Origin of the sequence: Streptomyces sp. NBC_01471 (genome assembly GCF_041438865.1) — a bacterium.
Taxonomy (GTDB): domain Bacteria; phylum Actinomycetota; class Actinomycetes; order Streptomycetales; family Streptomycetaceae; genus Streptomyces.
On sequence record NZ_CP109450.1, the window covers coordinates 6366721 to 6389942 of the forward strand.

Here is a 23222-nt window from a genome sequence, read left to right on the forward strand (position 1 = left end):
ATAAGCGCTGCTTTGTGGTGTCCGAGATTTCCGCGCCATGGACGGAGACCGGCCGGGGCCGCAGAGTGGACTCCATGGAGACCTTGGCAGGCGCCGAGTTCGCGCCCGAGATGACGTATCTGAACACCGCGAGCAGCGGACTGCTCCCGGCCCGCACCGTCGCCGCGATGCACACCGCGGTGACGAGGGCGGCCGCGGGCAGGCCGACCGACATGTTCGCCGATGTGGAGGCGTCCCGCGCCTCCTTCGCCCGGATCGCGGGGGTCCCGGTCTCCCGCGTCGCGGCCGGGGCATCCGTCGCCGTCTTCACCGGGCTGATCGCCACGTCGCTCCCCGAGGGCGCCGAAGTACTGGTCGCCGAGGACGATTTCAGCTCGGTGGTGAACCCCTTCGTGGTGCGTGCCGATCTCAAGGTGCGTTTCGCGCCACTGGAGTCGCTGGCCGAAGCGGTCCGTCCGGGCACCGCGCTCGTCGCGGTGAGCGCGGTGCAGTCGGCCGACGGCCGGATCGCCGACCTCGACGCGATCCGGGCCGCGGCCCGTGCCCACGGGGCCCGCACCCTGGTGGACGCGTCGCAGTCGGCGGGATGGCTCCCGCTCGACGCGGCCGGGGACGACTACACCGTGGCCGTCGCCTTCAAATGGCTGACCTGCCCGCGCGGCGTCGCCTTCCTGGTCGTCCCCGAGGACCTGGGCGGGCTGACGCCGGTCTTCGCCGGATGGGTCGCGGGGGAGGAGCCCTGGAACAGCTGCTACGGGCCGGTGGGTGAACTGGCCCACTCCGCGCGGCGGTTCGACGAGAGCCCGAGTCTCTTCTCGTACGCCGGAGCCCGGCGGTCCCTCGCCCTGATCGAGGAGATCGGGCCCGCGGCGGTCCAGCGCCACGACGCCGCGCTCGCCGACCGCTTCCGGGCGGGGCTCGACCGGATCGGGCAGCGCGTCGTCGCGGCTCCCGGCTCGGCGATCGTCGCGGCCCCGGGGCTGGGCCACCGCCGTGACGAGCTCAGCCGGGCGGGTGTCGAACTCTCCGACCGCGCGGGCAATCTGCGCGCCGCCTTCCACCTCTACAACTCGGCCGCCGACGTCGACCGGCTCCTCGACGCGCTCTCCGGCTGAGCCGGGGAGGCACCGGTATACGCGGGAGGGGGACGGCACCGTGTGCCGTCCCCCTCCCGCGTATCTCAGATCACTTCACCGGAGTGAAGTCCCGCGCCCCGATGAACTCGGGCCGCCGGATCGGAGCCGCGAAGGGCTCCACCGCTGCGTTGTCCACACTGTTGAACACGATGAAGACATTGCTGCGGGCGTACGGAGTGATGTTGTCACCCGAACCGTGCATGCAGTTGCAGTCGAACCAGGTGGCCGAACCGGCCCGGCCGGTGAAGAGCTTGATGCCGTGCTCGTCCGCCATCCGCGTCAGCGCCGCGTCCGACGGGATGCCCGCGTCCTGCATCTGGAGCGACCGCTTGTAGTTGTCCTTCGGCGTCCTGCCCGCGCACCCCAGGAAGTGCTGGTGCGAGCCGGGCATGATCATCAAGCCGCCGTTGGTGTCGAAGTTCTCGGTCAGCGCGACCGAGACGGACACGGTCCGCATGTTCGCCAGACCGTCCTCGGCGTGCCACGTCTCGAAGTCCGAGTGCCAGTAGAAGCCACTGGCGCCGAACCCCGGCTTGACGTTGATCCGGGACTGGTGGACGTAGACGTCCGACCCCAGGATCTGCCGGGCCCGGTCCAGCAGCCGCTCGTCCCGCACCAGCCGCGCGAAGACCTCGCTGAGCTTGTGCACCTCGAAGACCGACCGTACGTCCTGAGACTTCGGCTCGATGATGGAGCGCTCATCGGCGCGGACGACCGGGTCGGCTACCAGCCGGTCCAGTTCCGCACGGTAGAGGGCCACTTCATCGTCCGTGAGCAACTCGCCCACGGTGAGGAACCCGTCCCGCTCGAAGCCCTGGAGCTCCGGCTGGGAAATCGGGCCCGCCGCGCCGGGCTGCGACCAGACCACCGGATCCTGGCGGGGGGTGGTCACTTCACTCGCACCACGGGTGGGATAGAGATCCGCCCGGATGTTGGACAGTACTTCGGTCATGGCTGTTCAGACCTCCTCGGTCAGCAGCGGGTAAACGCCGTTCTCATCGTGGTCCTCCCGTCCGGTGACCGGAGGGTTGAAGACGCAGACGCAGTGGAAATCGGTCTTCGGGCGCAGAGTGTGCTTCTCGTGCCCGTTCAAGAGGTACATGGTGCCGGGCTCGATCCAGTGGACCTCGCCGGTGTCGTCGTTGGTGAGCTCGGCCTCGCCCTTGGTGCAGAGCACGGCCTCGATGTGGTTGGCGTACCACATCGACGTCTCGGTCCCCGCGTACAGGATGGTCTCGTGCAGGGAGAAGCCGACCTTCTCCTTGGCGAGCACGATGCGCTTGCTCTCCCAGGTCCCCGACTTGGACTTGATGTGCCGGTCGGTTCCCTCGACGTCCTTGAACGATCGGACAATCACTGTGACGTGTGCCTTTCTCTGTGTTGCGGGTCGCTGCGCGGCGGATGCGCCGCGCGTCAGGCGGTCTCGCGGACGGCGCGGGCCAGGATGCTCAGGCCCTCGTCGAGTTCTTCGGAGGAAACGGTCAGCGGCGGCAGCAGCTTGACGACCTCGCTCTCCGGACCCGAGGTCTCCAGGAGCAGCCCGAGGTCGAAGGCGCGGCGGCAGACGGCCGTGGCGCGCGGCTTGTCCTCGAACTCGATGCCCCAGACGAGGCCGCGGCCGCGGAAGCTCACGCCCGCGCCGTCGTTCTCCTCGACGAGGGCCAGCAGCGCGCGCTCGACCTGCTCGCCGCGGGCCAGCGTCTGCTTCTCCATCTGGCCGTCGGCCCAGTACGTCTCAAGGGTCGCGGTGGCGGTGACGAACGCCGGGTTGTTGCCGCGGAAGGTGCCGTTGTGCTCGCCCGGCTCCCACACGTCGAGCTCGCCCTTGAAGAGGCAGAGCGACATGGGCAGTCCGTAGCCGCTGATGGACTTGGACAGGGTGACGATGTCGGGGGTGATGCCCGCTTCCTCGAAGGAGAAGAAGCCACCGGTCCGGCCGCAGCCCATCTGGATGTCGTCGACGATCAGCAGCATGTCCTGGCGGTGGCAGAGATCCTGGAGCGCGCGGAGCCACTCGGCGCGCGCCACGTTGATGCCACCCTCGCCCTGGACCGTCTCGACGATCACGGCGGCGGGCTTGTTGAGACCGGATCCCCGGTCCTCCAGCAGGCGCTCGAACCAGAGGAAGTCCGGGATCTGGCCGTCGAAGTAGTTGTCGAACGGCATCGGCGTGCCGTGCACCAGCGGAATACCGGCGCCGGCCCGCTTGAAGGCGTTGCCGGTCACGGCGAGCGAGCCGAGCGACATGCCGTGGAAGGCGTTGGTGAACGAGACGACGGACTCGCGGCCCTTGACCTTGCGGGCCAGCTTCAGCGCCGACTCGACGGCGTTGGTGCCTGTCGGGCCCGGGAACATCACCTTGTACGGCAGGTCACGCGGGCGCAGGATCACGTTCTGGAAGGACTCCAGGAAGGCCCGTTTCGCCGTGGTGGCCATGTCAAGGCCGTGGGTGATGCCATCACGCTCGATGTAGTCGATCAGCGCGCGTTTGAGCACCGGGTTGTTGTGGCCGTAGTTGAGCGATCCGGCACCGGCGAAGAAGTCGAGGTAGGTGTGGCCGTCCTCGTCATGGAGGTAGCTGCCCTGGGCACGGTCGAACACGGCCGGCCAGCTGCGGCAGTAACTGCGCACCTCCGACTCAAGAGTCTCGAAGACACTCAGGGCGGGCGGGGTGATGGTCACAGCAAGTCTCCTGGGGTGAGGGATGTCAGTCAGGCCGAGATGGGGCTGATGCGGTACAGCACTTCCGGCTGGTGCGTCCCTTCGGGGAACATTTCGCCGTCGAAGAGCACTTCACGTTCCACTGCTGCCCCATGCCGCTTTGCGAACGAGCGGAACAGGCGGTCGGACGCGGTGTTGTCCGGCGAAATGGTGGTTTCGAGCTCCCGAACCACTCCCCTGGCGGTGACCTTGGCGGTCAGCCCGTCCAGCAGCACACCGGCGAGGCCCTGGCCGCGGTATGCCTGGTCGACGGCCACCTGCCAGACGACGAGGGCTTCGGGGCGGTCCGGGCGCACGTATCCGGTGACGAAGCCGATGGGGGCACCGGTCGTGTCACGCGCCACCACAGAGGTCGCTGCGAAGTCGCGAAACCACAGCAGGTAGCTGTACGAGGAGTTGAGGTCCAGTACCTCGGAGTCGCGGGCGATACGCCAGATCGCGGCCCCGTCCTCCACTCGTGGGGTGTCGATCTCGTGGAATTCGCTACGGGCACGTACAAGGTCTTCTTGCGCGGCGGTCATGTAAGGGAATTTACCCAGCAAATTCAAAAAATGCATTCTGGCGCGGGGTTGGCCAAAAGTGCAGTCCGTGTTACCGCGCGGGCGCGGGTCGGAGCCCGCCCGGTCGCGAATATGGCTGATTTGTCCCGGAATTACCGGGCAAACCGCCCGACCTGTGGGGTCGGTCACATGTGTGTAACCTTCGTGACGCGTGTCCGAAACCCGCTGGTCGGGCTGTTGAGAATCCTGCGTTTAGGGTCCGGGAAAGCGGGCAGAAGAAAACGGAGCGCTGTACTGGTAAAAGCCGGAATTCTGCATTCTGCAATTCTTTCATTAGGTGGGCTGTGTGCTGCCCGGGCACCGGGCAGCACACAGCCCACCGCCGTGCGGGGCCGCCGGCTCAGCCGCGCTGCCAGGCCGCCGACACCGCACCGCGCGCGGCCTCCAGATCCACGGGAGCGCCCGAACCGCCCAGCGCCGCATCGCTCAGCGCGGCACCCAGTGCCGCGAGCGAGGAGTGCACCACACCCTGGGTGGCGTCCGGACCGTAGTGGTTGATCCGCAGCATCTCCCCGGCCAGCGCCCCGCCGCCCGCGATCAGCGGCAGTGTCGGGTCGGCCGCCAGGGCCTGCGCGACCAGCTCCGACGCGTCGACCCCGGCCGGGGTGCGGAGCGTGGTGGCCACCGGGGCCGCGTCCCGGGCCTCGTGCACGAACGGCGCCAGTCCGCCGCCGAGGGCGAGCGCGCCGGCCCGGGTGGCCGCCGCGGCCCGTGCGTGCCGGTCCATCACGGCCGCGGCGCCCTCCGACTCGATCCGCTCCAGACAGGCCCCCAGCGCCAGCATCTCCAGCTGGGCGGGGGCGTGCGGCAGGGCGGTGCGGCCCGCGTCGATCCAGCGCTCCTTCCAGTCGAGCAGCGACAGGTACGAGCGGCGCGGAGCCTGCGGGTTCTCCGCGAACCGCTGCCAGGCCCGCTCGCTCACGGAGACGGCCGAGACCCCGGCGGGGCCGCCCATCGCCTTCTGCCCGCCGATCACGCAGAGGTCCACCCCCCAGGCGTCCGGCAGCAGCGGCTCCGCGCCCACCGACGCGACCGCGTCCAGCATGAAGAGCGCTCCGTGCGCCCGGACCGCCTCACCGATCTCCGCGACCGGGTTGGTGTTGCCGGTCGCGGCCTCCGCGTGGACCAGGGACACGAAGTCGATCTCCGGGCGGGCGGCGAGCGCCTCGCGCACCTGGGCAGCGGTGACCGCGGTGTGGAACGGCACGGCCAGGTCGACCACGGTGACCCCGCAGTCGCGCAGCCAGTTGCCGAAGGTCTGGCCGTACGGCCCGGTGATCACATTGAGCGCGGTGGAGCCCGGCCGCGCACCGGAGCGGATGCATCCCTCCAGCGGCAGCAGCGCCTCCCCCTGCATGATCACGACATCCTGCCGGGTGCCGAGCAGCGAGGCCGTCTGCCGCTCGATCGCGGCGAAGTGCGCGGGGGTGAGCGGGGCGAGGTCAAGGAAGGGGTGCGTCACTGTGGTGCTCTCTTCGCGAGTTCGTTCGGGCTGCCGGTCCGATGGTACTGAGCGGGCTCCGAGGCCCCTCCCGCCCTGCGCCGTACCGTCGTTAGGCTCGCCGCATGAGCGATCACGCGGTGCTGCATGTGAAGGGGCGGGTGCTGGTCGGGCCCGACGACGTCAGGGACGAGCTGTGGGTGGTCGGGGGGCGGATCACCTACGTACGCCCGGCCGCGGAGGCCGTCACGGTGCGGGGGTGGGCGCTGCCCGGTCTGGTCGACGCGCACTGCCACGTCGGGCTCGACGCGCGCGGGGCGGTCGACGAAGCCACCGCCGAGAAGCAGGCGCTCGGCGAGCGGGAGGCCGGGGCGTTGCTGCTGCGGGACGCGGGGTCGCCCTCCGACACCCGGTGGATCGACGCCCGCGCCGACCTCCCGAAGATCATCCGGGCGGGCCGCCACATCGCGCGCACCCGCCGCTACATCCGGAACTACGCCCATGAGATCGAGCCGGGGGACCTCGTCGAGTACGTCGCCAGGGAGGCCCGGAACGGCGACGGCTGGGTCAAGCTCGTCGGCGACTGGATCGACCGGGACACCGGGGACCTGTCCGCCTGCTGGCCGCGCGGGGAGGTGGAGGCGGCGATCGCCGAGGCGCACCGGCTCGGTGCCAGGGTCACCGCGCACTGCTTCGCCGAGGACTCGCTGCGCGATCTCGTGGAGGCCGGGATCGACTGCGTCGAGCACGCCACCGGGCTCACCGACGAGACCATTCCGCTCTTCGCCGAGCGGGGGGTCGCGATCGTACCGACGCTGGTGAACATCGCGACCTTCCCGCTGCTCGCCGCCGGCGGCGACGCCAAGTACCCGCGCTGGTCTGCGCATATGAGGCGGCTGCACGAGCGGCGCTACGACACCGTCCGCTCCGCCTACGACGCGGGTGTCCCGGTCTACGTCGGGACGGACGCGGGCGGGTCGCTGCCGCACGGCCTGGTCGCCGAGGAGGCGGCGGAGCTGGTGAAGGCGGGCATCCCGGTGTCCGACGTGCTGTCGGCGGCGTCCTGGGGCGCCCGCGAGTGGCTGGGCAGGCCGGGGCTCGCGGAGGGCGCGCCCGCGGACCTCGTGGTGTACACGGAGGACCCGCGCGAGGACGTGCGGGTGCTGGGCGCCCCGCACCGGGTGATCCTCGAAGGCCGTCAGGTGGGGTGAGGGGAGGGAGGGGGGCGCGGGCCGATCGCGTTGACGCCCTGTGTCGCGCGGGGTTGACCGGGCGTGACGTGAGGGCTCCGGTACTCGTTGAGGCACCTGGTGCGCGCCCTGCGAGTCCACCGGCGCACGACCTCGGAGGCAGCGCTCGGCAGTGAAACGAGGGGTTCAGGGGAACTCCCGTGCCTGGGGATTCGAATGCGGACGCGGAAACGCCACTTTGGAGTGAACTCACGTCAGGTCGCTGACCGTTCACCCACAGTGCGTAAAGATTCCGGTGTCTCGGTCGCCGGCGCACCCACGAAGTCCCCGTGGAACCGCGCCCCCGGCGACGTCATGTCTCTTGTGGGGGTTCCACCGCCTTGAACAGCAACACCTTCCGTATGCCCGCACGCCGTACGGCCACCGTCCTCGTGGCCGCCGCGCTGACCGCGGGCCCCGCGGCGCTCCTCGCCGCGGCACCCGCGCAGGCGACCACCGGCAGCGACGGAAAGGCGAGTGCTGTCGTGCTCCGTACCGGGCTCGATGTCTCGCTGCTCAACAAGACCGTCGACGTACCGCTCACGGTCGCGCTCAACGAGGTGCACGCACCGGCGAGCGCGGACAAGACCGCGCTGACCGCGAAGCTGGACGGCGTCGACCAGGGCCGCACGTTCAGCCTGCTGCGCGCCGACGTCGCCACCGCCCGTGCGACGGCCGACCGGCACAAGGCCGAGGGGTACGCCAACATCGCCCGCGCGTCGGTCCATGTCCCCGGGCTGCCGCTGCTGTCGCTGATCGAGGTCGAGAAGGTCACGTCGAAGGCGGTCTGCGAGGCCGGTGCGCGGCCGCACGCGGAGTCGAACGTACTCGGCCACGTGACCGTGCTCGGCAAGAGGATCACGCTCACCGCCGGTGGCACGACGCAGGTCCACGTGCCCGCCGTCGGTGACATCACCCTCGACCTCTCGAAGACCAGCACGACGTCCCGTACGGCGGCTGCCACCGCGTTGCAGCTCAAGGTGTCGGTCAACCCCCTGAAGCTGAACGTCGCCGATGTCCGGGGCGAGGTCACCCTCGCGCAGGCGACCTGCGAGTCGCCGAAGGCGGCCCCGCCGAGCCACCACGGCGGCGGCCACCCGGCGCAGCCCACCCCGGCCCCCGGGGTCAAGGAGCAGACCGTGGCCCACCCGAAGCCCGTGACCGCGCCGGAGAAGGAACACCTCGCGGAGACCGGGGGCAGCTCCGTGACTCCGTACATCGCGGGAGGCGCGGCGGCCCTGGTGCTGGCCGGCGGCGGTGCGCTCGCGGTGGCCCGCGGACGGAGCCGCAACAAGGCCTGACCCGCAGGGGAGCCCGGGCCGCACGGGGGGTGTGGCCCGAGGGGGGGGAAGCAGGGGGGAGCGGGGGCAGGGGAAAAGGGGAGGGGCAGGGGGCAGGGGGGGACAGGCGGGGGCCGCATCAGAGTGCGGCCCCCGCCCGGCCGTCCGGAGGTCAGCCGGAGATTCCGGTCAGCGCCTGGTCGAGCGCTTGCAGGAATCGGTTGGTCGTCGCGCGGTCGCGCACCGCGAGCCGCAGCCACTCGGGCCCGAGCCCTGGAAAGGTGTCACCGCGGCGGGCCGCGAAGCCCAGCCTCCGCAGCCGCTCCCGCACCTCGTCGGCGCGCTCCATCCGGACCAGTACGAACGGGCCCTCGGCCGGCTCGACCGCCCGTACCTCGTCGAACTCCGCGAGACCGGCCAGCAGATGGGCGCGGTCCGCGGCGATGGCGTGCGCGGCGAGCGCGGCCTCGGCGAGCGCGGGGGCCGCCGAGCACGCCTCGGCCGCGGCCAGCGCCGGGGTGGACACCGGCCACAGCGGCTGCGCCCGCGCCAGCAGCTCCACGGTCTCCGGCTCGGCCAGCACATAGCCGATCCGCAGCCCCGCGAGCCCCCAGGTCTTGGTGAGGCTGCGCAGGACGATCAGGCCGGGCACATCGGTACGGCCCGCCAGCGACTCGCGCTCGTCGGGCACCGCGTCCATGAACGCCTCGTCCACCACCAGCGTCCGGCCCGGCGCCGCCAGCGCGGCCAGCGTCCCCGCCGGATGCAGTACGGACGTCGGGTTGGTCGGATTGCCGGCCACCACCAGGTCCGCCGTGCCGGGGACGGCCGCCGGGTCCAGCCGGAAACCGTCCTCCGCACGCAGCAGGACCCGCCGCACCGTGTGCCCGGCGTCGCGCAGCGCCGCCTCCGGCTCGGTGAACTGCGGATGCACGACGACCGGTCTGCGCACCGCAAGGGCGCGGGCGATCAGTACGAAGGCCTCGGCGGCGCCGGCCGTCAGCAGGACCCGTTCGACCGGCAGCCCGTGCCGGGCGGCCACCGCGGCCCGGGCCGCCCGGCCGTCGGGATACGCGGCCAGGCCGCCGAGCGACCCCGCTATGTGGTCCCTGAGCCAGGGCGGGGGAGTGCCCGCCCTGACATTGACCGCGAGGTCGGTGAGGCCGCCGGGGCCGCAGTCCCGCACCTCCGCGTCGCCGTGGTGCCGGAGATCGTGGACGTCAGTGTGTGTGCGCATGACTGCCATCGTGGTGAAGGTGGTGTCCGCCGTCATCAGGGTGGACGTGGGGCTGTTGTGGAAGTCCCGGGCGCGCCGTCCCGGCGGGCGGTGCCGTCCGGTGGGCGGGGTCCGGGCCGGGCGGTCCCGGGGTGCCCCGTCGCACCACGGCGCAGGTCGCCATCGCCGGCCGGCCGTACGGCGCCGACTTGCGCTTCGGGACGAGCAGTTCGCCGCCTCCCGCGAGCGCGGCGGCCTCCGCGACCGACGGGGTGCCGACCGCGGCCCGCGACGTGTCCGACGGGTGGGGCACCTCGATCCGGGCGAGCGCGGCGGCGCTGTACGGGCGCAGCGGCACCCCCAGCCGTACGGCCGCGGCGACCAGCCCCGGCTCACCGGCCCTGCTGTCCACGGTCGTCAGCTCGGCGACATCGAGCGGCGAAAGACCGGCGTCCCGCAGGGCGCCCTCGATCAGCCCGAGCACCTCGCCGGCGCGGACCCCCCGGGAGGCCCCGACGCCCACGACGAGCGGGGCCGCCGGATGCTCCGCCGCACGCGCCGGGCCGGGGCCGACAGCGGTCATGGGGGCGGCTTCCTCTCCGACGGGTTCAGACGTTGACATGCGGGACCGGGGTGTTATGGGCTAGGCAGGGCCCATGGCGGTCTTCGTCGCGCTCGGCGCGTTCCTGATGACGCTGGTCGGCGGCTGGACGGCCCAGCGGGTCACCGACAAGCGTCACTTGGTGCTGGGCCTGGCGGGCGGTCTGATGCTCGGGGTGGTCGGTCTCGACCTGCTGCCGGAGGCGCTGCGCGCTGCGGGCGGTGAGGTCTTCGGCGTTCCCGCCGCGCTGCTGCTGTTCGTCGGCGGGTTCCTCGTCGCCCACCTGGTGGAGCGGCTGCTCGCGGTGCGCCAGGCGGCGCACGGCGCCTCGGAGGAACGGGTGCCCCAGGTCGGTCTGACGGCGGCGGCCGCGATGGTCGGCCACAGCCTGATGGACGGCGTCGCGATCGGCGCCGCCTTCCAGGTGGGCGACGGGATGGGCGCCGCCGTGGCCGTCGCGGTGGTCACCCACGACTTCGCGGACGGCTTCAACACGTACACCCTGACCAGCTTGTACGGGAACGCACGGCGCAAGGCGATCGTCATGCTGGTCGCCGACGCGCTGGCCCCCGTGGTGGGCGCGGCGTCGACCCTGCTGTTCACTCTTCCGGAGCAGCCGCTCGGCTGCTATCTCGGCTTCTTCGGCGGTGTCCTGCTCTATCTCGCCGCCGCCGAGATCCTCCCCGAGGCCCACCACGACCACCCGGCCCGCTCCACGCTGCTCTGCACCGTGGCCGGGGTGGCGTTCATCTGGGTGGTGGTGGGCCTCGCGGGCTGAGCGCCGGCGGCCGTGTCCCGCGCCGGGGGCCCGCCTGCTCATCCCGCGCACCGGTCCAGGAACCTGCGGGCGACCGCGGGCTGCGCGGCCCAGTGTGTGTGCAGATAGCTCGCGTGCACACCCTGCTGGACGAACCCCTCGACCCGGCGCTCCGGCTGGTGCACACCCCACGCGGGCACCGCACCCGCGCCGGGCTCCAGGACCGTGCGGTGGAACTCGTGGGCGCGCAGCCGGGTACCGGCCCGCGCCAGCGAGCTGTCCGACACGGCCACCGCGTCCCGGTAGCCGAGCGTCAGCCGCTCCGACATCCGGGCCTCGGCGTCCAGCACGCCGCACATCGGATGCCCGTCGAGCGAGCGCGACAGATACAACAGCCCGGCGCACTCGGCGGCGACCGGCGCGCCGGATGCCGCCAGCTCCGCGACGGCCCCGCGCAGCGGCTCGTTGGCGGACAGCTCCGGTCCGTACACCTCGGGGAAGCCGCCCCCGATGACGAGCGCGCCGGTGCCCTCGGGGAGCCGCTCGTCGTGGAGCGGGTCGAAGCCGACGACATCGGCGCCCGCGGCGGTGAGAAGTTCCGTGTGCTCGGTGTACGAGAAGGAGAACGCGGCCCCTCCCGCGACGGCGACGACGGGGCGCGCACGGCGGGCCTTCCCGCCGCCCGGGGCCGCCTGGTCACCCCCGGCAGTCCCGTCGCCGGACCCCACGGCAAGCGCCTCCCGAGGGTCCCACGCCCCGGCGTCCAGCGGCGGCGCGCTCCGCGCCAGCGCCAGTACCGCCTCCAGATCGCACCCCGCGCGCACCTGCTCCGCCATCGCCGCGACCGCGCCCACCGCGTCGGGCCGCCGCTCCGCCACCGGCACCAGGCCCAGGTGCCGGGACGGGGTCTGGGCCTGCCCGGTACGCCGGAGCACCCCGAGCACCGGCACCCCCGACTCGTCCAGCGCCTCCCGGAGCAGCACCTCGTGCCGGTCGGAGCCCACCTTGTTCAGGATCACCCCGCCGATCCGCACCCGCGGGTCCCAGGAGGCGAACCCGTGCACCAGCGCGGCCACCGACCGGGACTGCGACGACGCGTCGACCACCAGCACCACCGGCGCCCGCAGCACCTTCGCGATCTGCGCGGTGGACGCCAGCTCGCCCTGCCCGGCCGCCCCGTCGTACAGACCCATCACCCCCTCGACGACCGCCAGATCCGCGCCGGCCGCACCGTGTGCGAAGAGCGGCCCGATCAGCTCCGTACCGCACAGGTACGCGTCGAGGTTGCGCCCGGGGCGGCCGGTCGCCAGCGCGTGGTAGCCGGGGTCGATGTAGTCGGGCCCCACCTTGTGCGGCGACACGGCGAGGCCGCGCCCGGCGAACGCGGCCATCAGCCCGGTGGCGACCGTGGTCTTGCCGCTGCCCGACGAGGGCGCGGCTATGACGAGTCTGGCTACCACTCGATGCCCCTCTGCCCCTTCTGCCCCGCGTCCATCGGATGCTTGACCTTGGACATGTCGGTCACCAGGTCGGCGAAGTCGAGCAGCGGCTGCGGCGCGTTCCGCCCGGTGATCACCACGTGCTGGGTGCCGGGCCGGTCCCGCAGTACGGATACCACCTCGTCGGTGTCGACCCACCCCCAGTGCATCGGGTACGCGAACTCGTCGAGCACGACCAGCCGGTAGCTCTCCGCCGCCAGATCGCGCTTGACCTGCTCCCAGCCCTCACGGGCGGCTTCCTCGCTCGACTCGATGTCCCGCTGGACCCAGGACCACCCCTCGCCCATCTTGTGCCAGGCGACGGTCCCGCCCTCACCGCTGTCACCGAGCACCTTCAGGGCCCGCTCCTCGCCGACCTTCCACTTGGCGGACTTCACGAACTGGAACACCCCGATGGGCCAGCCCTGATTCCAGCCGCGCAGCGCGAGCCCGAAGGCCGCGGTCGACTTCCCCTTCCCGATGCCGGTGTGCACCATGGTCAGCGGCCGGTTGCGGCGCTGCCGGGTGGTGAGCCCGTCCTCGGGCACGGTGGTCGGCTGTCCCTGCGGCATTACGCTGCCCTCCTCGGCGAACTGCTCTGTACGTCCTTCACAACGTCCTTCACCAGCCCCGCGATGCTCTCGGCCCGCAGCTCGTCCAGCGTCACGGCGGTACCGCCGAGCCGCTGCGCCAGCTCCCCGGCGAGCCCCAGCCTGACCGGCCCCGCCTCGCAGTCCACGACGACCGACGCGACGCCCTCGGCCTCGTGCAGCCGCGCCGCACGCGCCGCCAGCGCGACCGGATCGGGGCCGCCCGTGGCCCGGCCGTCGGTGACGACCACAAGCAGCGGCCTGCGCGAGGGGTCCCGCATCCGCTCGACCCGCAGCACCTCATGGGCCTTCAGCAGCCCGGCCGCCACCGGGGTGCGCCCGCCGGTCGGCAGCGTGTCGAGCCGGGCCGCCGCGGCGTCCACCGACGACGTCGGCGGCAGCGCGATCTCCGCGTCCTTCCCGCGGAAGGTCACCAGACCGACCTTGTCCCTCCGCTGGTACGCGTCGAGCAGCAGCGAGAGCACGGCGCCCTTCACCGCGCTCATCCGCTGCCGGGCCGCCATCGATCCGGAGGCGTCCACCACGAAGAGCACCAGATTGCCCTCGCGCCCCTCGCGGGTGGCCTGCCGCAGATCGTCCCTGCGCACCACGAGCCCGCGGCCCGAGCGCCCGCGTGCCCGCTGATGCGGCGCGGCGGCCTGGACCGTCGCCGCCAGATGCAGCTTGGTGAGCGCACCCTGCGGCCGGCGTGAACCGGTGGTGCGGCCGTGCTCGGTCCGCGCCCTGGAACGGCGCCCCGCGGCGCCCTCGCCGAGGCCCGGCACGCTCAGCATCCGGGTACGGAAGGGTTCCGCCGCCTTCGCGGCTGCCTGCTGCCCGCCGCCACCCCGTGCGGTGGACCCGTCTGCCTCCGGCTGCGCGGGCGTGTCGGACCCGTCCGCCGCGGGCTCCTGCTGCTGCGGCGTGTCGCCCGGACCGCCGTCCCCGTCGCGCTGCGGCGGCAGCCCGCCACCGCCGCCACCGTCCGGATCGGGGTCGTCGTCGTTGCCGTCGGTCCCGCCGTCGTCCTGCCCGGCGGACTCCTTCAGCGTGTCGTCGAGCTTGTCCTCGTCGAGCCCCGGCGCGTCGAACGGATTGCGCCTGCGGCGGTGCGGCAGGGCCAGCAGCGCCGCCTGCCGTACATCGTCGGCGGTGACGTCCGAACGCCCCGCCCAGGCGGCCAGCGCCGTCGCGGTACGCGCCATCACGATGTCCGCGCGCATCCCGTCCACCTCGAAGGCGGCGCAGGTCGCGGCGATCTGCCGCAGTGCCGGGTCGCCCAGCCGTACCGAGGGCAGCAGCGCCCGCGCGGCCACGATGCGGGCCCGCAGCTCGCTCTCCTCGTCCGCCCAGCGGGCGGCGAACCCGGCGGGGTCGTCGTCGTACGCGAGCCTCCTGCGCACCACCTCGACCCGCTGATCCGGGTCGCGCGACGCGGCGACCTCGACGGTCAGCCCGAAGCGGTCCAGCAACTGCGGCCGCAGCTCGCCCTCTTCGGGGTTCATCGTCCCGACGAGCAGGAACCGCGCGGCGTGCCGTACGGAGACGCCCTCGCGCTCCACGTACGAGGCGCCCATCGCGGCGGCGTCGAGCAGCAGGTCCACCAAGTGGTCGTGCAGCAGGTTGACTTCGTCGACGTAGAGGATCCCGCGGTGCGCGTCGGCGAGCAGCCCCGGCTCGAAAGCCTTCACGCCCTCGGCCAGCGCGCGTTCGATGTCCAGCGCGCCGACCAGCCGGTCCTCCGAAGCGCCGACGGGCAGTTCGACCATGCGCGCGTCGCGCGACACGCCGTCGGTGCCCTCGTGCGGGCCGTCCGGACACGCCGGGTCGGGTGCGCCGGGGTCGCACGAGAAGCGGCACCCGGAGACCACCGGGACCCCGGGCAGCAGCGCGGACAGGGCCCGCACCGCCGTACTCTTCGCGGTCCCCTTCTCGCCGCGCACGAGTACGCCGCCGACAGCCGGGCTGACCGCGTTGAGCAGCAGCCCGAGACGCAGGTCGTCCATGCCCACGACAGCGGTGAACGGGTAGGGCGTGGTCACTTCGGGATCACTCCTTCAGATGCTCGGGTGACAGGTTCGGTAACGGGCGGGGGCGCGGGGGGCCGGCGGGACGCTCCCGGTCGGAGGGGGCCCGTGGCCCCGGCCGCTCTCACGGCGCTCCGGGCGGAACGAAGGGGAGTCCGGCCGGAGCGCCCGACTCGATGAGCGAGAGCAGCCCGTCGGTGTCCGCGTGCTCCTCGATGAGGTCGCCGAGCCGGTCCAGCTGCTCCTCACGGAGCATGCCGAAGCTGGTGTCGGGCGCCGGTACGAAGCGGCGGCCCGCGACGGCGGCGACCTCCCGCAGGAAGGCCCGGCGGAAACCGTCGCTCTCCAGCGAGCCGTGCCAGTGGGTGCCCCACACGGAACCGGTGCGGCAGCCGTCCAGGAAAGGGGTGCCGCCCAGCACCTCCGCGACCCCGTGGTGGATCTCGTACCCCTCGACGGGCTCCCCGAGCGCCTCGCCGACGGGCCGCGCCAGGGTCTTCTCCACGGCGAACCGCACCCGGACGGGCAGCAGTCCGAGCCCGGCCACGGCCCCGGCACGCGATTCGACCGTGTCGTCGATGTGCTCGCCCAGCAGCTGGAAACCGCCGCAGACGCCCAGCACCGGACGGCCTTCGGCGGCCCGCCGGGCCAGCGCGTCCGCGAGCCCGCGCTCCCGCAGCCACTCCAGCGCGCGCACGGTGCCGCGCGTCCCCGGCACGATCACCAGGTCCGCGTCGGCCAGCTCCTCCGCACGGTCCACGAACCGCACCACGACGCCCGGTTCGGCCGCCAGCGCGTCCACATCCGTGAAGTTCGACATCAGCGGCACGGCGCACACGGCGACCCGCAGCACGTCCTCCCCGTACGGAGCGGCCACGGCGGACTCGCGCACCGTGCCCCGCATCGACACCCGCAGCCCGTCCTCCTCGTCGATGCCCAGACCGTGTGCGAACGGCAGGACACCGTAGGTCCGCCGCCCGGTCAGCCCGTACAGCATGTCGAGCCCCGGTTCGAGCAGGGACACGTCGCCGCGGAACTTGTTGACCAGGTACCCGGCGACGAGCGACTGGTCCTCGGCGCTCAGCAGCGCCGTCGTACCGAAGAACGACGCGAAGACACCGCCCCGGTCGATGTCGCCGACGACGACCACCGGGAACCGCGCGGCGCGCGCGATGCCCATGTTGACGATGTCGGTGCGCCGCAGATTGATCTCGGCCGGACTCCCCGCCCCCTCGCAGATCACCGCGTCATACATGCCCCGGAGCTGGTCCAGACAGTCCGTCACCGTGCCGAGCAGCGATTCCTGGCGGCCGCCGTGGTAGCCGCGGGCGCTCATCTCGCCCACCGGCTTCCCCATCAGCACGACCTGGCTCGACCGGTCGCTCCCCGGCTTGAGCAGCACCGGGTTCATCAGCGCCGTGGGCTCGACCCGCGCCGCCTGCGCCTGCATCGCCTGGGCCCGCCCGATCTCCGCGCCCTCGCGGGTGACGAACGAATTGAGCGACATGTTCTGCGCCTTGAAGGGGGCGACCTTCACACCCTGGCGCACCAGCCACCGGCAGATGCCCGCCGTGACCACGCTCTTCCCCGCGTCCGACGTGGTTCCGGCCACCAGTAGTCCGCCACTCATCCGCGCACCTTCCTCACCACGAGAGCTGCCGCGAGCGCCAGCAGGGACACCCGGCGCGACAGCCGCACCGCGCGCTCGATGTCGCCGGCGGCAACGGGCCGGCCGCCGGCGTTCAGTACCGCCCGGTGCTCGACCCGGCCGCCGTACGCGAGGGTGCCGCCGAGCCGTACGCCCAGCGCGCCCGCGAACGAGGCCTCCACCGGGCCCGCGTTGGGGCTCGGGTGGCCGCCCGCGTCCGACCGCCAGGCCCGCAGGGCGCCGCGCGGGTCCTCGCCCGCGAGCACCGCGAGTACGGCGGTGAGCCGGGCGCCCGGCCAGCCGGCCAGGTCGTCGAGCCGGGCGGATGCCCAGCCGTACCGCAGATGACGGGGGGACTTGTGGCCGACCATCGCGTCCAGGGTGTTCACCGCCCGGAACCCGGCGAGACCGGGCACCCCGGCCAGGGCGCCCCAGACCAGTGCGCCCACCACCGCGTCGGAGGTGTTCTCGGCCACGGACTCCACGACGGCCCGCGCGATCTGCTGCGCGTCGAGCGCCTGCGGATCGCGTCCGCACAGATGCGGCAGCCGCTCCCTGGCCGCCTCGACGTCTCCCGCGGCCAGCGCGTCGCCCACCGCGCGGGCCTCACGCCCCAGCGAAGTGCCGCCGACGACGGCCCAGGTGGCGGCGGCGGTCAGCGCGACACCCGCCGCGGGCCGGCCGCGTACGGCACGTCCGGCCAGTACGGCGGCGCCCGTCGCGCCCCCGGCGCAGACCGCGGTGTGCAGGGCGCCCCACCCGCGGTGGTCGCGCCAGAGCCGGCGCTCGACGGCGGCGGCGGCCCGCCCGAAGGCGGCGACGGGGTGCCCGCGCCGGGGGTCGGCGAAGAGGAGGTCTGCCAGGAGGCCCGTGGTGGCGCCGTACACGAAGACACGCTCGGCACGCATGGGTCAGCAGCCCGGTATGCCTCGGCGGGCCCGTTCAGCAGCCGTACTCGGAGCGTCGGGCGGTTCGGGCAGCAGGCGGCCGCGCATGGCGTAGTCCTCACTCAGGGTGTCCGCGCCCTGGTTCGACGTGACCGGCGGTGAGAGTTCCTGGCTCCCGGGGTGCGACCCCCGGTGACAGTGGCGGGACCGCGCCGGATTCGCACCGGACTTCCTCTCCTGCCGCCGTATTGGCCCCGGAAGTCCACCACGGTCGGCGAACACCCGTCAACTCACCCTTGACCTGCGACGGGGCCGTGTGCGGAGCCCCACACGGGCCGCTCACACGGGCCGCCCGCCCGGCGGCCGTTGGCGGGCCGCCGGGCGGGCGGGGTGACGCGGTCGGTGGTGCGGGGCGGCGTGGTGGTCAGGCGACGATCAGATAGATCCCGTACGCCACGGCCGCCGCGCAGAGCGCGAAGCAGGCGTACGAACCGGCCCGCGCGGCCGGCGCCGGGCCCCGGCCCGCACCGGCAGGTGTCGCGGCGGCGGGTGCGGTGGCGCTGCCTGCCTCCGGCGCGGGCCTCCGCGCGAGGCCCACCACGCCGAGGGTGAACAGGCCCACCAGTCCGACGGTGGCCACGAGGCTGACGCCGAAGACGGTGCCGAGTGCTGCCCAGTCGATGTCCATGCTGCGGTGTCCTTCTCCTTCAGACCGTGGCGGGCCGGGTGGGCTCCGGTGCGGCGCCGACCGGTGCGGGGATGGTGGTGCGGAGACCGTCGGAGACCGCGCCGGCCGGCGGCGGCGGGGTGACGGCCGCGACGGCCGCGGTCACCACACCCGGGGGCTCGTCCGACCCGGCAGGATCGTCGGGGGTGACACTGTGCTGGCCCACCGGCCTGCGGCGGGAGAGCGACCAGATGACACCGGAGCCCGCGATCAGCAGGACGGCGACCGCGCCGATGCCCCAGGGGCCGCGGCCGGTCAGATACTCGGCGCCCGCGCCGACGATCGCGGCGGCGGGCAGGGTCAGGCACCAGGCGACGAACATCCGGGTCGCGGTGGACCAGCGGACTACCCCGCCCTTGCGGCCGACGCCCGCGCCCATCACGGCGCCCGAGCAGACCTGGGTGGTGGAGAGCGAGAAGCCGAGGTGCGAGGAGGCCAGGATCACGGTCGCCGCACCGGTCTGGGCGGCGAAGCCCTGCTGCGGCCGCAGCTCCGTGAGCCCCTTGCCCATGGTCTTGATGATGCGCCAGCCGCCCAGGTAGGTGCCCAGCGCGATGGCGGTGCCCGCGGAGACGATGACCCACAGGGGCGGGTTCGATCCGGGTGCGATGACATGGCCGGTCACCAGGGCGAGGGTGATGACGCCCATGGTCTTCTGCGCGTCGTTGGTGCCGTGGGCGAGCGAGACCAGACCGGCGGACGCGATCTGACCGGCCCGGTAGCCCCTGGCGGCTGACTTCTCGTCCGTACGGCGGCCGATCCGGTACGTCAGCCTGGTCGCCAGCAGGGCCGCGACTCCGGCGACGACGGGCGCGGCGACCGCGGGGAGCAGAACCTTGGTGATGACGACATCGCCGTTGACACCGGACGAGCCGACCGACATCAGCGTGGCTCCGATGAGCCCGCCGAAGAGTGCGTGGGAGGAACTGGACGGCAGGCCGAGCAGCCAGGTCAGCAGGTTCCAGAGGATGGCACCGACGAGTGCCGCGAAGATCACTTCTGTGGTGATGCCCTGTTCATTGATGATCCCGCCGGAGATCGTCCTGGCGACCTCGACGGACAGGAAAGCCCCGACAAGGTTGAGCGCGGCGGACATGGCCACCGCGGTCTTCGGTTTGAGAGCGCCGGTCGAGATGGTGGTCGCCATCGCGTTGGCCGTGTCGTGGAAACCGTTCGTGAAGTCGAACACGAGAGCGGTAATGATCACGATCCCAAGGAGCAGGGTCAAGTGTTCCATTTACCTGGGCAATCGTTCGAGGTCATTGACGAGATGAACGTAGGCAACCTGGGTGAACGGAAGATGAACTGGGCCGGGCGCTGTGGTGACCCTGCCCGGAGGCCTCTGTTCCGCTCCCCGCGGGCCGCTGCCCCGGCGGCCTGCCGGGGCGCCCGGGCGCCTGGCATCATCGCGTGGACGGGCGCAGGTGCCCGGAGCGGCACAGCGGGCAGACGTGCGGCGAGGCAGACGTGATGGGGGCAGACGTGATGGGGGAGACGCCGGTGGCGCCCGAGGAGACCGATCCGCTCGCGAGAGCCTGGCACGAGCTCGTCGCCACCGCCCGCAGGACCGCTTCCGAAGGGCTGGTCGTGGGCACATCGGGCAATGTCTCGGTGCGCTGCGGCGACCTGGTCCTGGTCACCCCCAGCGGCGTGCCGTACGAGAGGCTCGGCCCGGGCGACACCGTCGCCGTCGACCTGGACGGCCACCAGGTGCTCGGCGAGCTGAAACCGACCAGCGAACTGCCCCTGCACCTGGCCGTCCACCGCGCCACCACCGCCACCGCCGTGGTCCACACCCACGCGGTGCACGCGACGGCGGTCTCCACCCTCGTCCCCGAGCTGCCCGTCGTCCACTACATGGCCGCTGCGCTGGGCGGCCCGGTGCGCGTCGCCCCGTACGCGCTCTACGGAAGCGACGAGCTGGCCGCGAACATGCTCACCGCCCTCGCGGACCGGTCCGGCTGCCTCCTCCAGAACCACGGAACGGTCACCTACGGCAGCTCGCTCGACCAGGCCTATGACCGCACCGCCCAGCTGGAGTGGATGTGCCGGCTCTGGCTGACCGCGTCCGCGCTGCCCGGCCGGGCCCCGTCCCTGCTGTCGCCGGGGCAGCTGGCCGAGGTCACCGAGAAGCTCCGGGGATACGGCCAGCCCGGCTAGGCCCTGTCCGGCCCGGCCCCGTTTGCTCCGGCCGGCTGGCAGCCGGGCCCGCCCCCACCGACACTGGAGGAGTGCGCCCGGCAACCGCGACGGCAATGGCCGTCACCACTCTGATCGGCGTCGGCGCGGCCGCGGCAGCGGCCGGCCGGCTGGCCGCCGACGCCGCGCTCAAGGCGCCGCACGGCCGGGCCCTGCCCGCCGAACCCCGGCTCTCCGTCCACGCCACGGCCCCCGGCCGGGTCACCCTCACCCGGTGCCTGGCCTCGCTGCGCCCCGGTGTGTACGGGCTGGAGGGTCCCGGAGTCCACGCGGTCGTCGGGCCGGTGATCGACGGCGGCTCCGAGACCGCCGACACCGTCGTACGCCGTCTCGACCGGGTCACCTACGGCACACTCGCCCCCGGCACCAAGGCCCGGCTCACCCCGCAGGTGTACGCGGGCGACCCGCGCTCCGCGCTCGGCATCGACCACGCCGACGTGGACATCCCCGGCGAACTCGGCGCCTCGCCGGCCTGGTTCGTGCCCGGACCCCGCCCCACCTGGGTGATCACGGTGCACGGCCTGGGAACCGGCAGGGAGCACCCCCTGAACGTCCTGGGCTTCCTGCACGCCCAGCAGTTCCCGGTCCTCGACATCTCCTACCGGGGGGACACCGGCGCCCCCGCGTACCCGGACGGCCTCGGACACCTCGGCGCGTCCGAGTGGCGCGACCTGGACGCGGCCATCCGCTACGCCGTCCGCTACGGCGCGGAGCGCGTCATCCTGCACGGCTGGTCCACCGGCGCCGCCATGGCCCTGCACGCCGCGGCGGGCTCCGGCATGCGGGACCGCATCAGCGGCCTGGTGCTCGACTCCCCGGTCCTCGACTGGGAGGCCACCGTCGGCGCGCTGGCCTCCGCCCGGCGCACCCCGGCCGTCCTGCTGCCGCTCGCGGTACGGGCGGCCCAGGGGCGTACGGGCATGAACGGCGACCGGCTGCGCGCCGCCGCCGACCCGCGGGCGCTCACCGTACCCACGCTGATCTTCCACGGCCCCGACGACCGGGTGGCCCCCTGGCAGCGCTCGGTCGAACTCGCCGCGGGCAAGCCGTCGTTGGTGGAGCTGCGGACCGTCGCGGGCGCCCCGCACGGGGCCATGTGGAACGCGGATCCCGCCGCCTACGAAGAGGCCATGCGGCGCTTCCTGACCCCGCTCATGTAGGACCTTTCGTTCGGATCGGGCCCGCCGGCCCGCTTCCGTGCGCCCTGCGTCAACCTGTAGCGAGGGGTTCCGTTTGGGCTTTCGGCCCGTCAGAGGCAAGACTGCTCCCCGTGACGTCCCGTAACCCGCGCGACTCCAGACTCCGCCTCGTCCGCCCCCGACCTCTGGTCACGGCCCGCCGTGTCGTGAGCAACCGGCCCATCCGCCCCGCCCCGCGCCCGCCCGCCGGCACCCCGGCCCCGGCGGAGCTGGCCCGCCAGGCCAGGACGGTGCTCGCCGACGCCGTCCGGATCGCCCGCTGGGCGGGGGACGCCCGGCCGGTACAGGGCGGGGCGCTCGCCGCCCCCGCCGCCGAACACGCCGCACGCACCCTCGCGTTGACCCCGGAGGCGGTCCGTGCGGGCTGGGACCGCGCCCGGCTCGCCGGACTCGTCGAACTGCACGGGGACATCGCCCGCCCCGGGTGGCGGCTGCGGGCCTGGGACGGTGACGACAGCGCGGTGCTGCGCGGCTGGGTCGCCCTCTTCGACGCCTGGTCGATCGTCCACCCGGCCGCCGCCGACGTACCGGCCACCGCGGTGGCCGAGGTCGTCGAGGCCGTACCGCAGGTGCTCTCGCTGCTCCAGCTCTCGGCGGGGCCCGTGACCGTACCGGCGCTGCTCGACCTGCTCCAGCAGCGCGTCGCCGAACTGCACGAGGAGCGCTGCGAGGTCCCGTACGGCCCGCAGTCGCAGCCCGAGCCCCCCACGGCGCCGGCCTCGCTCGCCGCGCTGCTCGACTGGGCGCTGCGGGGCCTGGCGGCCGTCGGCGCCCTGACGCTGGCACCCGGCCAGGCGACGCTGACGCCGCTCGGCAACTGGGCGGTCTGGGTCAAGCTGGAGCAGATCTGCGTCGCGGCGCAGAGCCCGGCGGGCAACATCGAGCAGCGCGCCGACGACATGCTGCGCGGCTGCGCGGGGCTGACACCCGGCCCGGCGCGGGCCGAGTACCGCGCCTGGCTGGCCGCCCGCACCGTGGGCAGCGCCGTCACCGAGCTGCTCGGGGTGGCCCGCGGTGAGGACGCGCTGCTGCGCGGTCTCGCCTTCGAGGCGCTGCGGGTGGTGGGAGCCGCCGCGGAAGCGGCGGTACGGGGCGCGGCCGGTGAGACCTCGCTCCGCCCGTACGCGGTGCTCTGGCTGGCGGAGTACGAGGGCGCCGACCCCGAGGACGCCCACGACGCGCTCACCCGTGAAGAGGCGACCTGGCTCTGGGTGGACACCGCCGCCGCCGTCGCCGACCACGGGGAGAGCACCCTGCTGGTCCGCCATCTGGAATCGGCGGTGCAGGGCACGGTTCCGGCCCTGCTCGAAGAGGTACGGGCGGTGGGGCACCCGCGCACCGTGCAGGTGCTGGTGGCGCTGGCGGCCGCCCACCCCGATCCCGCCCTGGCCAAGGCGGTGCGCCGGGCCGCGTTCCAGGTGCACACCGGGGGAGTCTGAGCGGTACGGGCATCGAGGTGCGCCGGGACGGCTGGGACCGGGCCTCCCGGCGCACAGGTGCCGAAGCTCCAGACGTCGCCCTCGGCG

19 protein-coding genes, 2 pseudogenes and 1 riboswitch are annotated in these 23222 nt (G+C 73.2%); of the genes and pseudogenes, 7 read left to right on the top strand and 14 right to left on the bottom strand.

Features of this window, described 5'->3' with window-relative positions; all coding sequences use genetic code 11:
• Positions 1-74: 74 nt before the first annotated feature.
• The gene (locus tag OG285_RS28480) at positions 75-1115 is read left to right on the top strand and encodes an aminotransferase class V-fold PLP-dependent enzyme (protein ID WP_371792609.1); all 1041 of its coding nucleotides are present in this window, start codon (positions 75-77) and stop codon (positions 1113-1115) included.
• 70 nt (positions 1116-1185) lie between these two features.
• On the opposite strand, the gene thpD is transcribed toward OG285_RS28480, so the two are convergent.
• The 5 genes from thpD to OG285_RS28505 all read right to left on the bottom strand — a co-directional run bounded on the left by thpD (position 1186) and on the right by OG285_RS28505 (position 5879).
• Positions 1186-2088 (bottom strand): ectoine hydroxylase, encoded by a 903-nt coding sequence (gene thpD, locus OG285_RS28485; RefSeq protein WP_356833572.1) that lies wholly within the window; start codon positions 2086-2088, stop codon positions 1186-1188.
• 6 nt (positions 2089-2094) lie between these two features.
• A complete protein-coding gene (locus tag OG285_RS28490) occupies positions 2095-2493 on the bottom strand; it encodes an ectoine synthase (RefSeq protein WP_356833574.1) in 399 nt (132 codons plus the stop codon).
• A gap of 56 nt (positions 2494-2549) precedes the next feature.
• Positions 2550-3818, bottom strand: a complete 1269-nt coding sequence (ectB, locus tag OG285_RS28495; RefSeq protein ID WP_356833576.1) for a diaminobutyrate--2-oxoglutarate transaminase — start codon at positions 3816-3818, stop codon at positions 2550-2552.
• Positions 3819-3847: 29 nt separating this feature from the next.
• The gene (gene ectA / locus OG285_RS28500) at positions 3848-4378 is read right to left on the bottom strand and encodes a diaminobutyrate acetyltransferase (protein ID WP_356833578.1); all 531 of its coding nucleotides are present in this window, start codon (positions 4376-4378) and stop codon (positions 3848-3850) included.
• Positions 4379-4757: 379 nt separating this feature from the next.
• The gene (locus OG285_RS28505; RefSeq protein WP_356833580.1) at positions 4758-5879 is read right to left on the bottom strand and encodes an aminotransferase class V-fold PLP-dependent enzyme; all 1122 of its coding nucleotides are present in this window, start codon (positions 5877-5879) and stop codon (positions 4758-4760) included.
• A 104-nt stretch (positions 5880-5983) separates the two neighbouring features.
• Here OG285_RS28505 and OG285_RS28510 point away from each other — a divergent pair, with 104 nt between their 5' ends.
• Together OG285_RS28510 and OG285_RS28515 are read left to right on the top strand one after the other, a co-directional pair.
• Positions 5984-7069, top strand: a complete 1086-nt coding sequence (locus OG285_RS28510; RefSeq protein WP_356833582.1) for an amidohydrolase family protein — start codon at positions 5984-5986, stop codon at positions 7067-7069.
• A 359-nt stretch (positions 7070-7428) separates the two neighbouring features.
• Complete coding sequence (locus OG285_RS28515; RefSeq protein WP_371792610.1) at positions 7429-8388, top strand: SCO1860 family LAETG-anchored protein; 960 nt, start codon at positions 7429-7431, stop codon at positions 8386-8388.
• 151 nt (positions 8389-8539) lie between these two features.
• Here OG285_RS28515 and cobC read toward each other — a convergent pair whose 3' ends face one another.
• Both cobC and OG285_RS28525 read right to left on the bottom strand, forming a co-directional pair.
• Positions 8540-9613 carry an Rv2231c family pyridoxal phosphate-dependent protein CobC gene (gene cobC / locus OG285_RS28520; protein WP_371793643.1) on the bottom strand — a complete coding sequence of 358 codons (1074 nt, stop codon included), beginning with the start codon at positions 9611-9613 and terminating at the stop codon, positions 8540-8542.
• 126 nt (positions 9614-9739) lie between these two features.
• Positions 9740-10166, bottom strand: a pseudogene (locus OG285_RS28525) (cobalamin biosynthesis protein); the annotation flags it as partial.
• A 73-nt stretch (positions 10167-10239) separates the two neighbouring features.
• On the opposite strand from OG285_RS28525, the gene OG285_RS28530 reads away from it, so the two are divergent.
• On the top strand, positions 10240-10962 hold the full coding sequence (locus OG285_RS28530) for a ZIP family metal transporter (protein WP_356833586.1): 723 nt from the start codon (positions 10240-10242) through the stop codon (positions 10960-10962).
• Positions 10963-11000: 38 nt separating this feature from the next.
• Here OG285_RS28530 and OG285_RS28535 read toward each other — a convergent pair whose 3' ends face one another.
• The 7 genes and pseudogenes from OG285_RS28535 to OG285_RS28565 all read right to left on the bottom strand — a co-directional run bounded on the left by OG285_RS28535 (position 11001) and on the right by OG285_RS28565 (position 19535).
• Positions 11001-12401 carry a cobyrinate a,c-diamide synthase gene (locus OG285_RS28535; protein WP_356833588.1) on the bottom strand — a complete coding sequence of 467 codons (1401 nt, stop codon included), beginning with the start codon at positions 12399-12401 and terminating at the stop codon, positions 11001-11003.
• On the bottom strand, positions 12395-12991 hold the full coding sequence (cobO, locus tag OG285_RS28540) for a cob(I)yrinic acid a,c-diamide adenosyltransferase (RefSeq protein WP_356833590.1): 597 nt from the start codon (positions 12989-12991) through the stop codon (positions 12395-12397). The genes OG285_RS28535 and cobO overlap by 7 nt, the downstream gene beginning before the upstream one ends.
• A complete protein-coding gene (locus tag OG285_RS28545; RefSeq protein WP_371792611.1) occupies positions 12991-15051 on the bottom strand; it encodes a putative cobaltochelatase in 2061 nt (686 codons plus the stop codon). Before OG285_RS28545 ends, cobO begins: the two co-directional genes overlap by 1 nt.
• Positions 15052-15066: 15 nt before the next feature.
• Positions 15067-16666, bottom strand: a pseudogene (locus tag OG285_RS28550) (cobyric acid synthase).
• Positions 16663-17592 (bottom strand): cobalamin biosynthesis protein, encoded by a 930-nt coding sequence (locus OG285_RS28555; RefSeq protein ID WP_356833596.1) that lies wholly within the window; start codon positions 17590-17592, stop codon positions 16663-16665. Before OG285_RS28555 ends, OG285_RS28550 begins: the two are co-directional and overlap by 4 nt.
• Positions 17593-17712: 120 nt before the next feature.
• Positions 17713-17854: riboswitch (cobalamin riboswitch) on the bottom strand.
• Between the two features lie 141 nt (positions 17855-17995).
• Positions 17996-18259 carry a hypothetical protein gene (locus OG285_RS28560; protein ID WP_371792612.1) on the bottom strand — a complete coding sequence of 88 codons (264 nt, stop codon included), beginning with the start codon at positions 18257-18259 and terminating at the stop codon, positions 17996-17998.
• Positions 18260-18278: 19 nt separating this feature from the next.
• The gene (locus tag OG285_RS28565) at positions 18279-19535 is read right to left on the bottom strand and encodes an anion permease (protein WP_371792613.1); all 1257 of its coding nucleotides are present in this window, start codon (positions 19533-19535) and stop codon (positions 18279-18281) included.
• Positions 19536-19768: 233 nt separating this feature from the next.
• Here OG285_RS28565 and OG285_RS28570 point away from each other — a divergent pair, with 233 nt between their 5' ends.
• The 3 genes from OG285_RS28570 to OG285_RS28580 all read left to right on the top strand — a co-directional run bounded on the left by OG285_RS28570 (position 19769) and on the right by OG285_RS28580 (position 23135).
• On the top strand, positions 19769-20458 hold the full coding sequence (locus OG285_RS28570) for a class II aldolase/adducin family protein (RefSeq protein ID WP_356833602.1): 690 nt from the start codon (positions 19769-19771) through the stop codon (positions 20456-20458).
• A 71-nt stretch (positions 20459-20529) separates the two neighbouring features.
• Positions 20530-21657, top strand: a complete 1128-nt coding sequence (locus tag OG285_RS28575; protein ID WP_371792614.1) for an alpha/beta hydrolase family protein — start codon at positions 20530-20532, stop codon at positions 21655-21657.
• 110 nt (positions 21658-21767) lie between these two features.
• Positions 21768-23135 carry a hypothetical protein gene (locus tag OG285_RS28580; RefSeq protein WP_371792615.1) on the top strand — a complete coding sequence of 456 codons (1368 nt, stop codon included), beginning with the start codon at positions 21768-21770 and terminating at the stop codon, positions 23133-23135.
• The last annotated feature ends 87 nt before the right edge of the window (positions 23136-23222 follow it).

Coding starts and splice junctions, on each gene's coding strand:
- thpD (WP_356833572.1), bottom strand. CDS start 2,088: ATGACCGAAGTACTGTCCAACATCCGGGCGGATCTCTATCCCACCCGT.
- OG285_RS28570 (WP_356833602.1), top strand. CDS start 19,769: ATGGGGGCAGACGTGATGGGGGAGACGCCGGTGGCGCCCGAGGAGACC.
- cobC (WP_371793643.1), bottom strand. CDS start 9,613: ATGGCAGTCATGCGCACACACACTGACGTCCACGATCTCCGGCACCAC.
- OG285_RS28565 (WP_371792613.1), bottom strand. CDS start 19,535: ATGGAACACTTGACCCTGCTCCTTGGGATCGTGATCATTACCGCTCTC.
- OG285_RS28530 (WP_356833586.1), top strand. CDS start 10,240: ATGGCGGTCTTCGTCGCGCTCGGCGCGTTCCTGATGACGCTGGTCGGC.
- OG285_RS28555 (WP_356833596.1), bottom strand. CDS start 17,592: ATGCGTGCCGAGCGTGTCTTCGTGTACGGCGCCACCACGGGCCTCCTG.
- cobO (WP_356833590.1), bottom strand. CDS start 12,991: ATGCCGCAGGGACAGCCGACCACCGTGCCCGAGGACGGGCTCACCACC.
- ectA (WP_356833578.1), bottom strand. CDS start 4,378: ATGACCGCCGCGCAAGAAGACCTTGTACGTGCCCGTAGCGAATTCCAC.
- OG285_RS28560 (WP_371792612.1), bottom strand. CDS start 18,259: ATGGACATCGACTGGGCAGCACTCGGCACCGTCTTCGGCGTCAGCCTC.
- OG285_RS28480 (WP_371792609.1), top strand. CDS start 75: ATGGAGACCTTGGCAGGCGCCGAGTTCGCGCCCGAGATGACGTATCTG.
- OG285_RS28510 (WP_356833582.1), top strand. CDS start 5,984: ATGAGCGATCACGCGGTGCTGCATGTGAAGGGGCGGGTGCTGGTCGGG.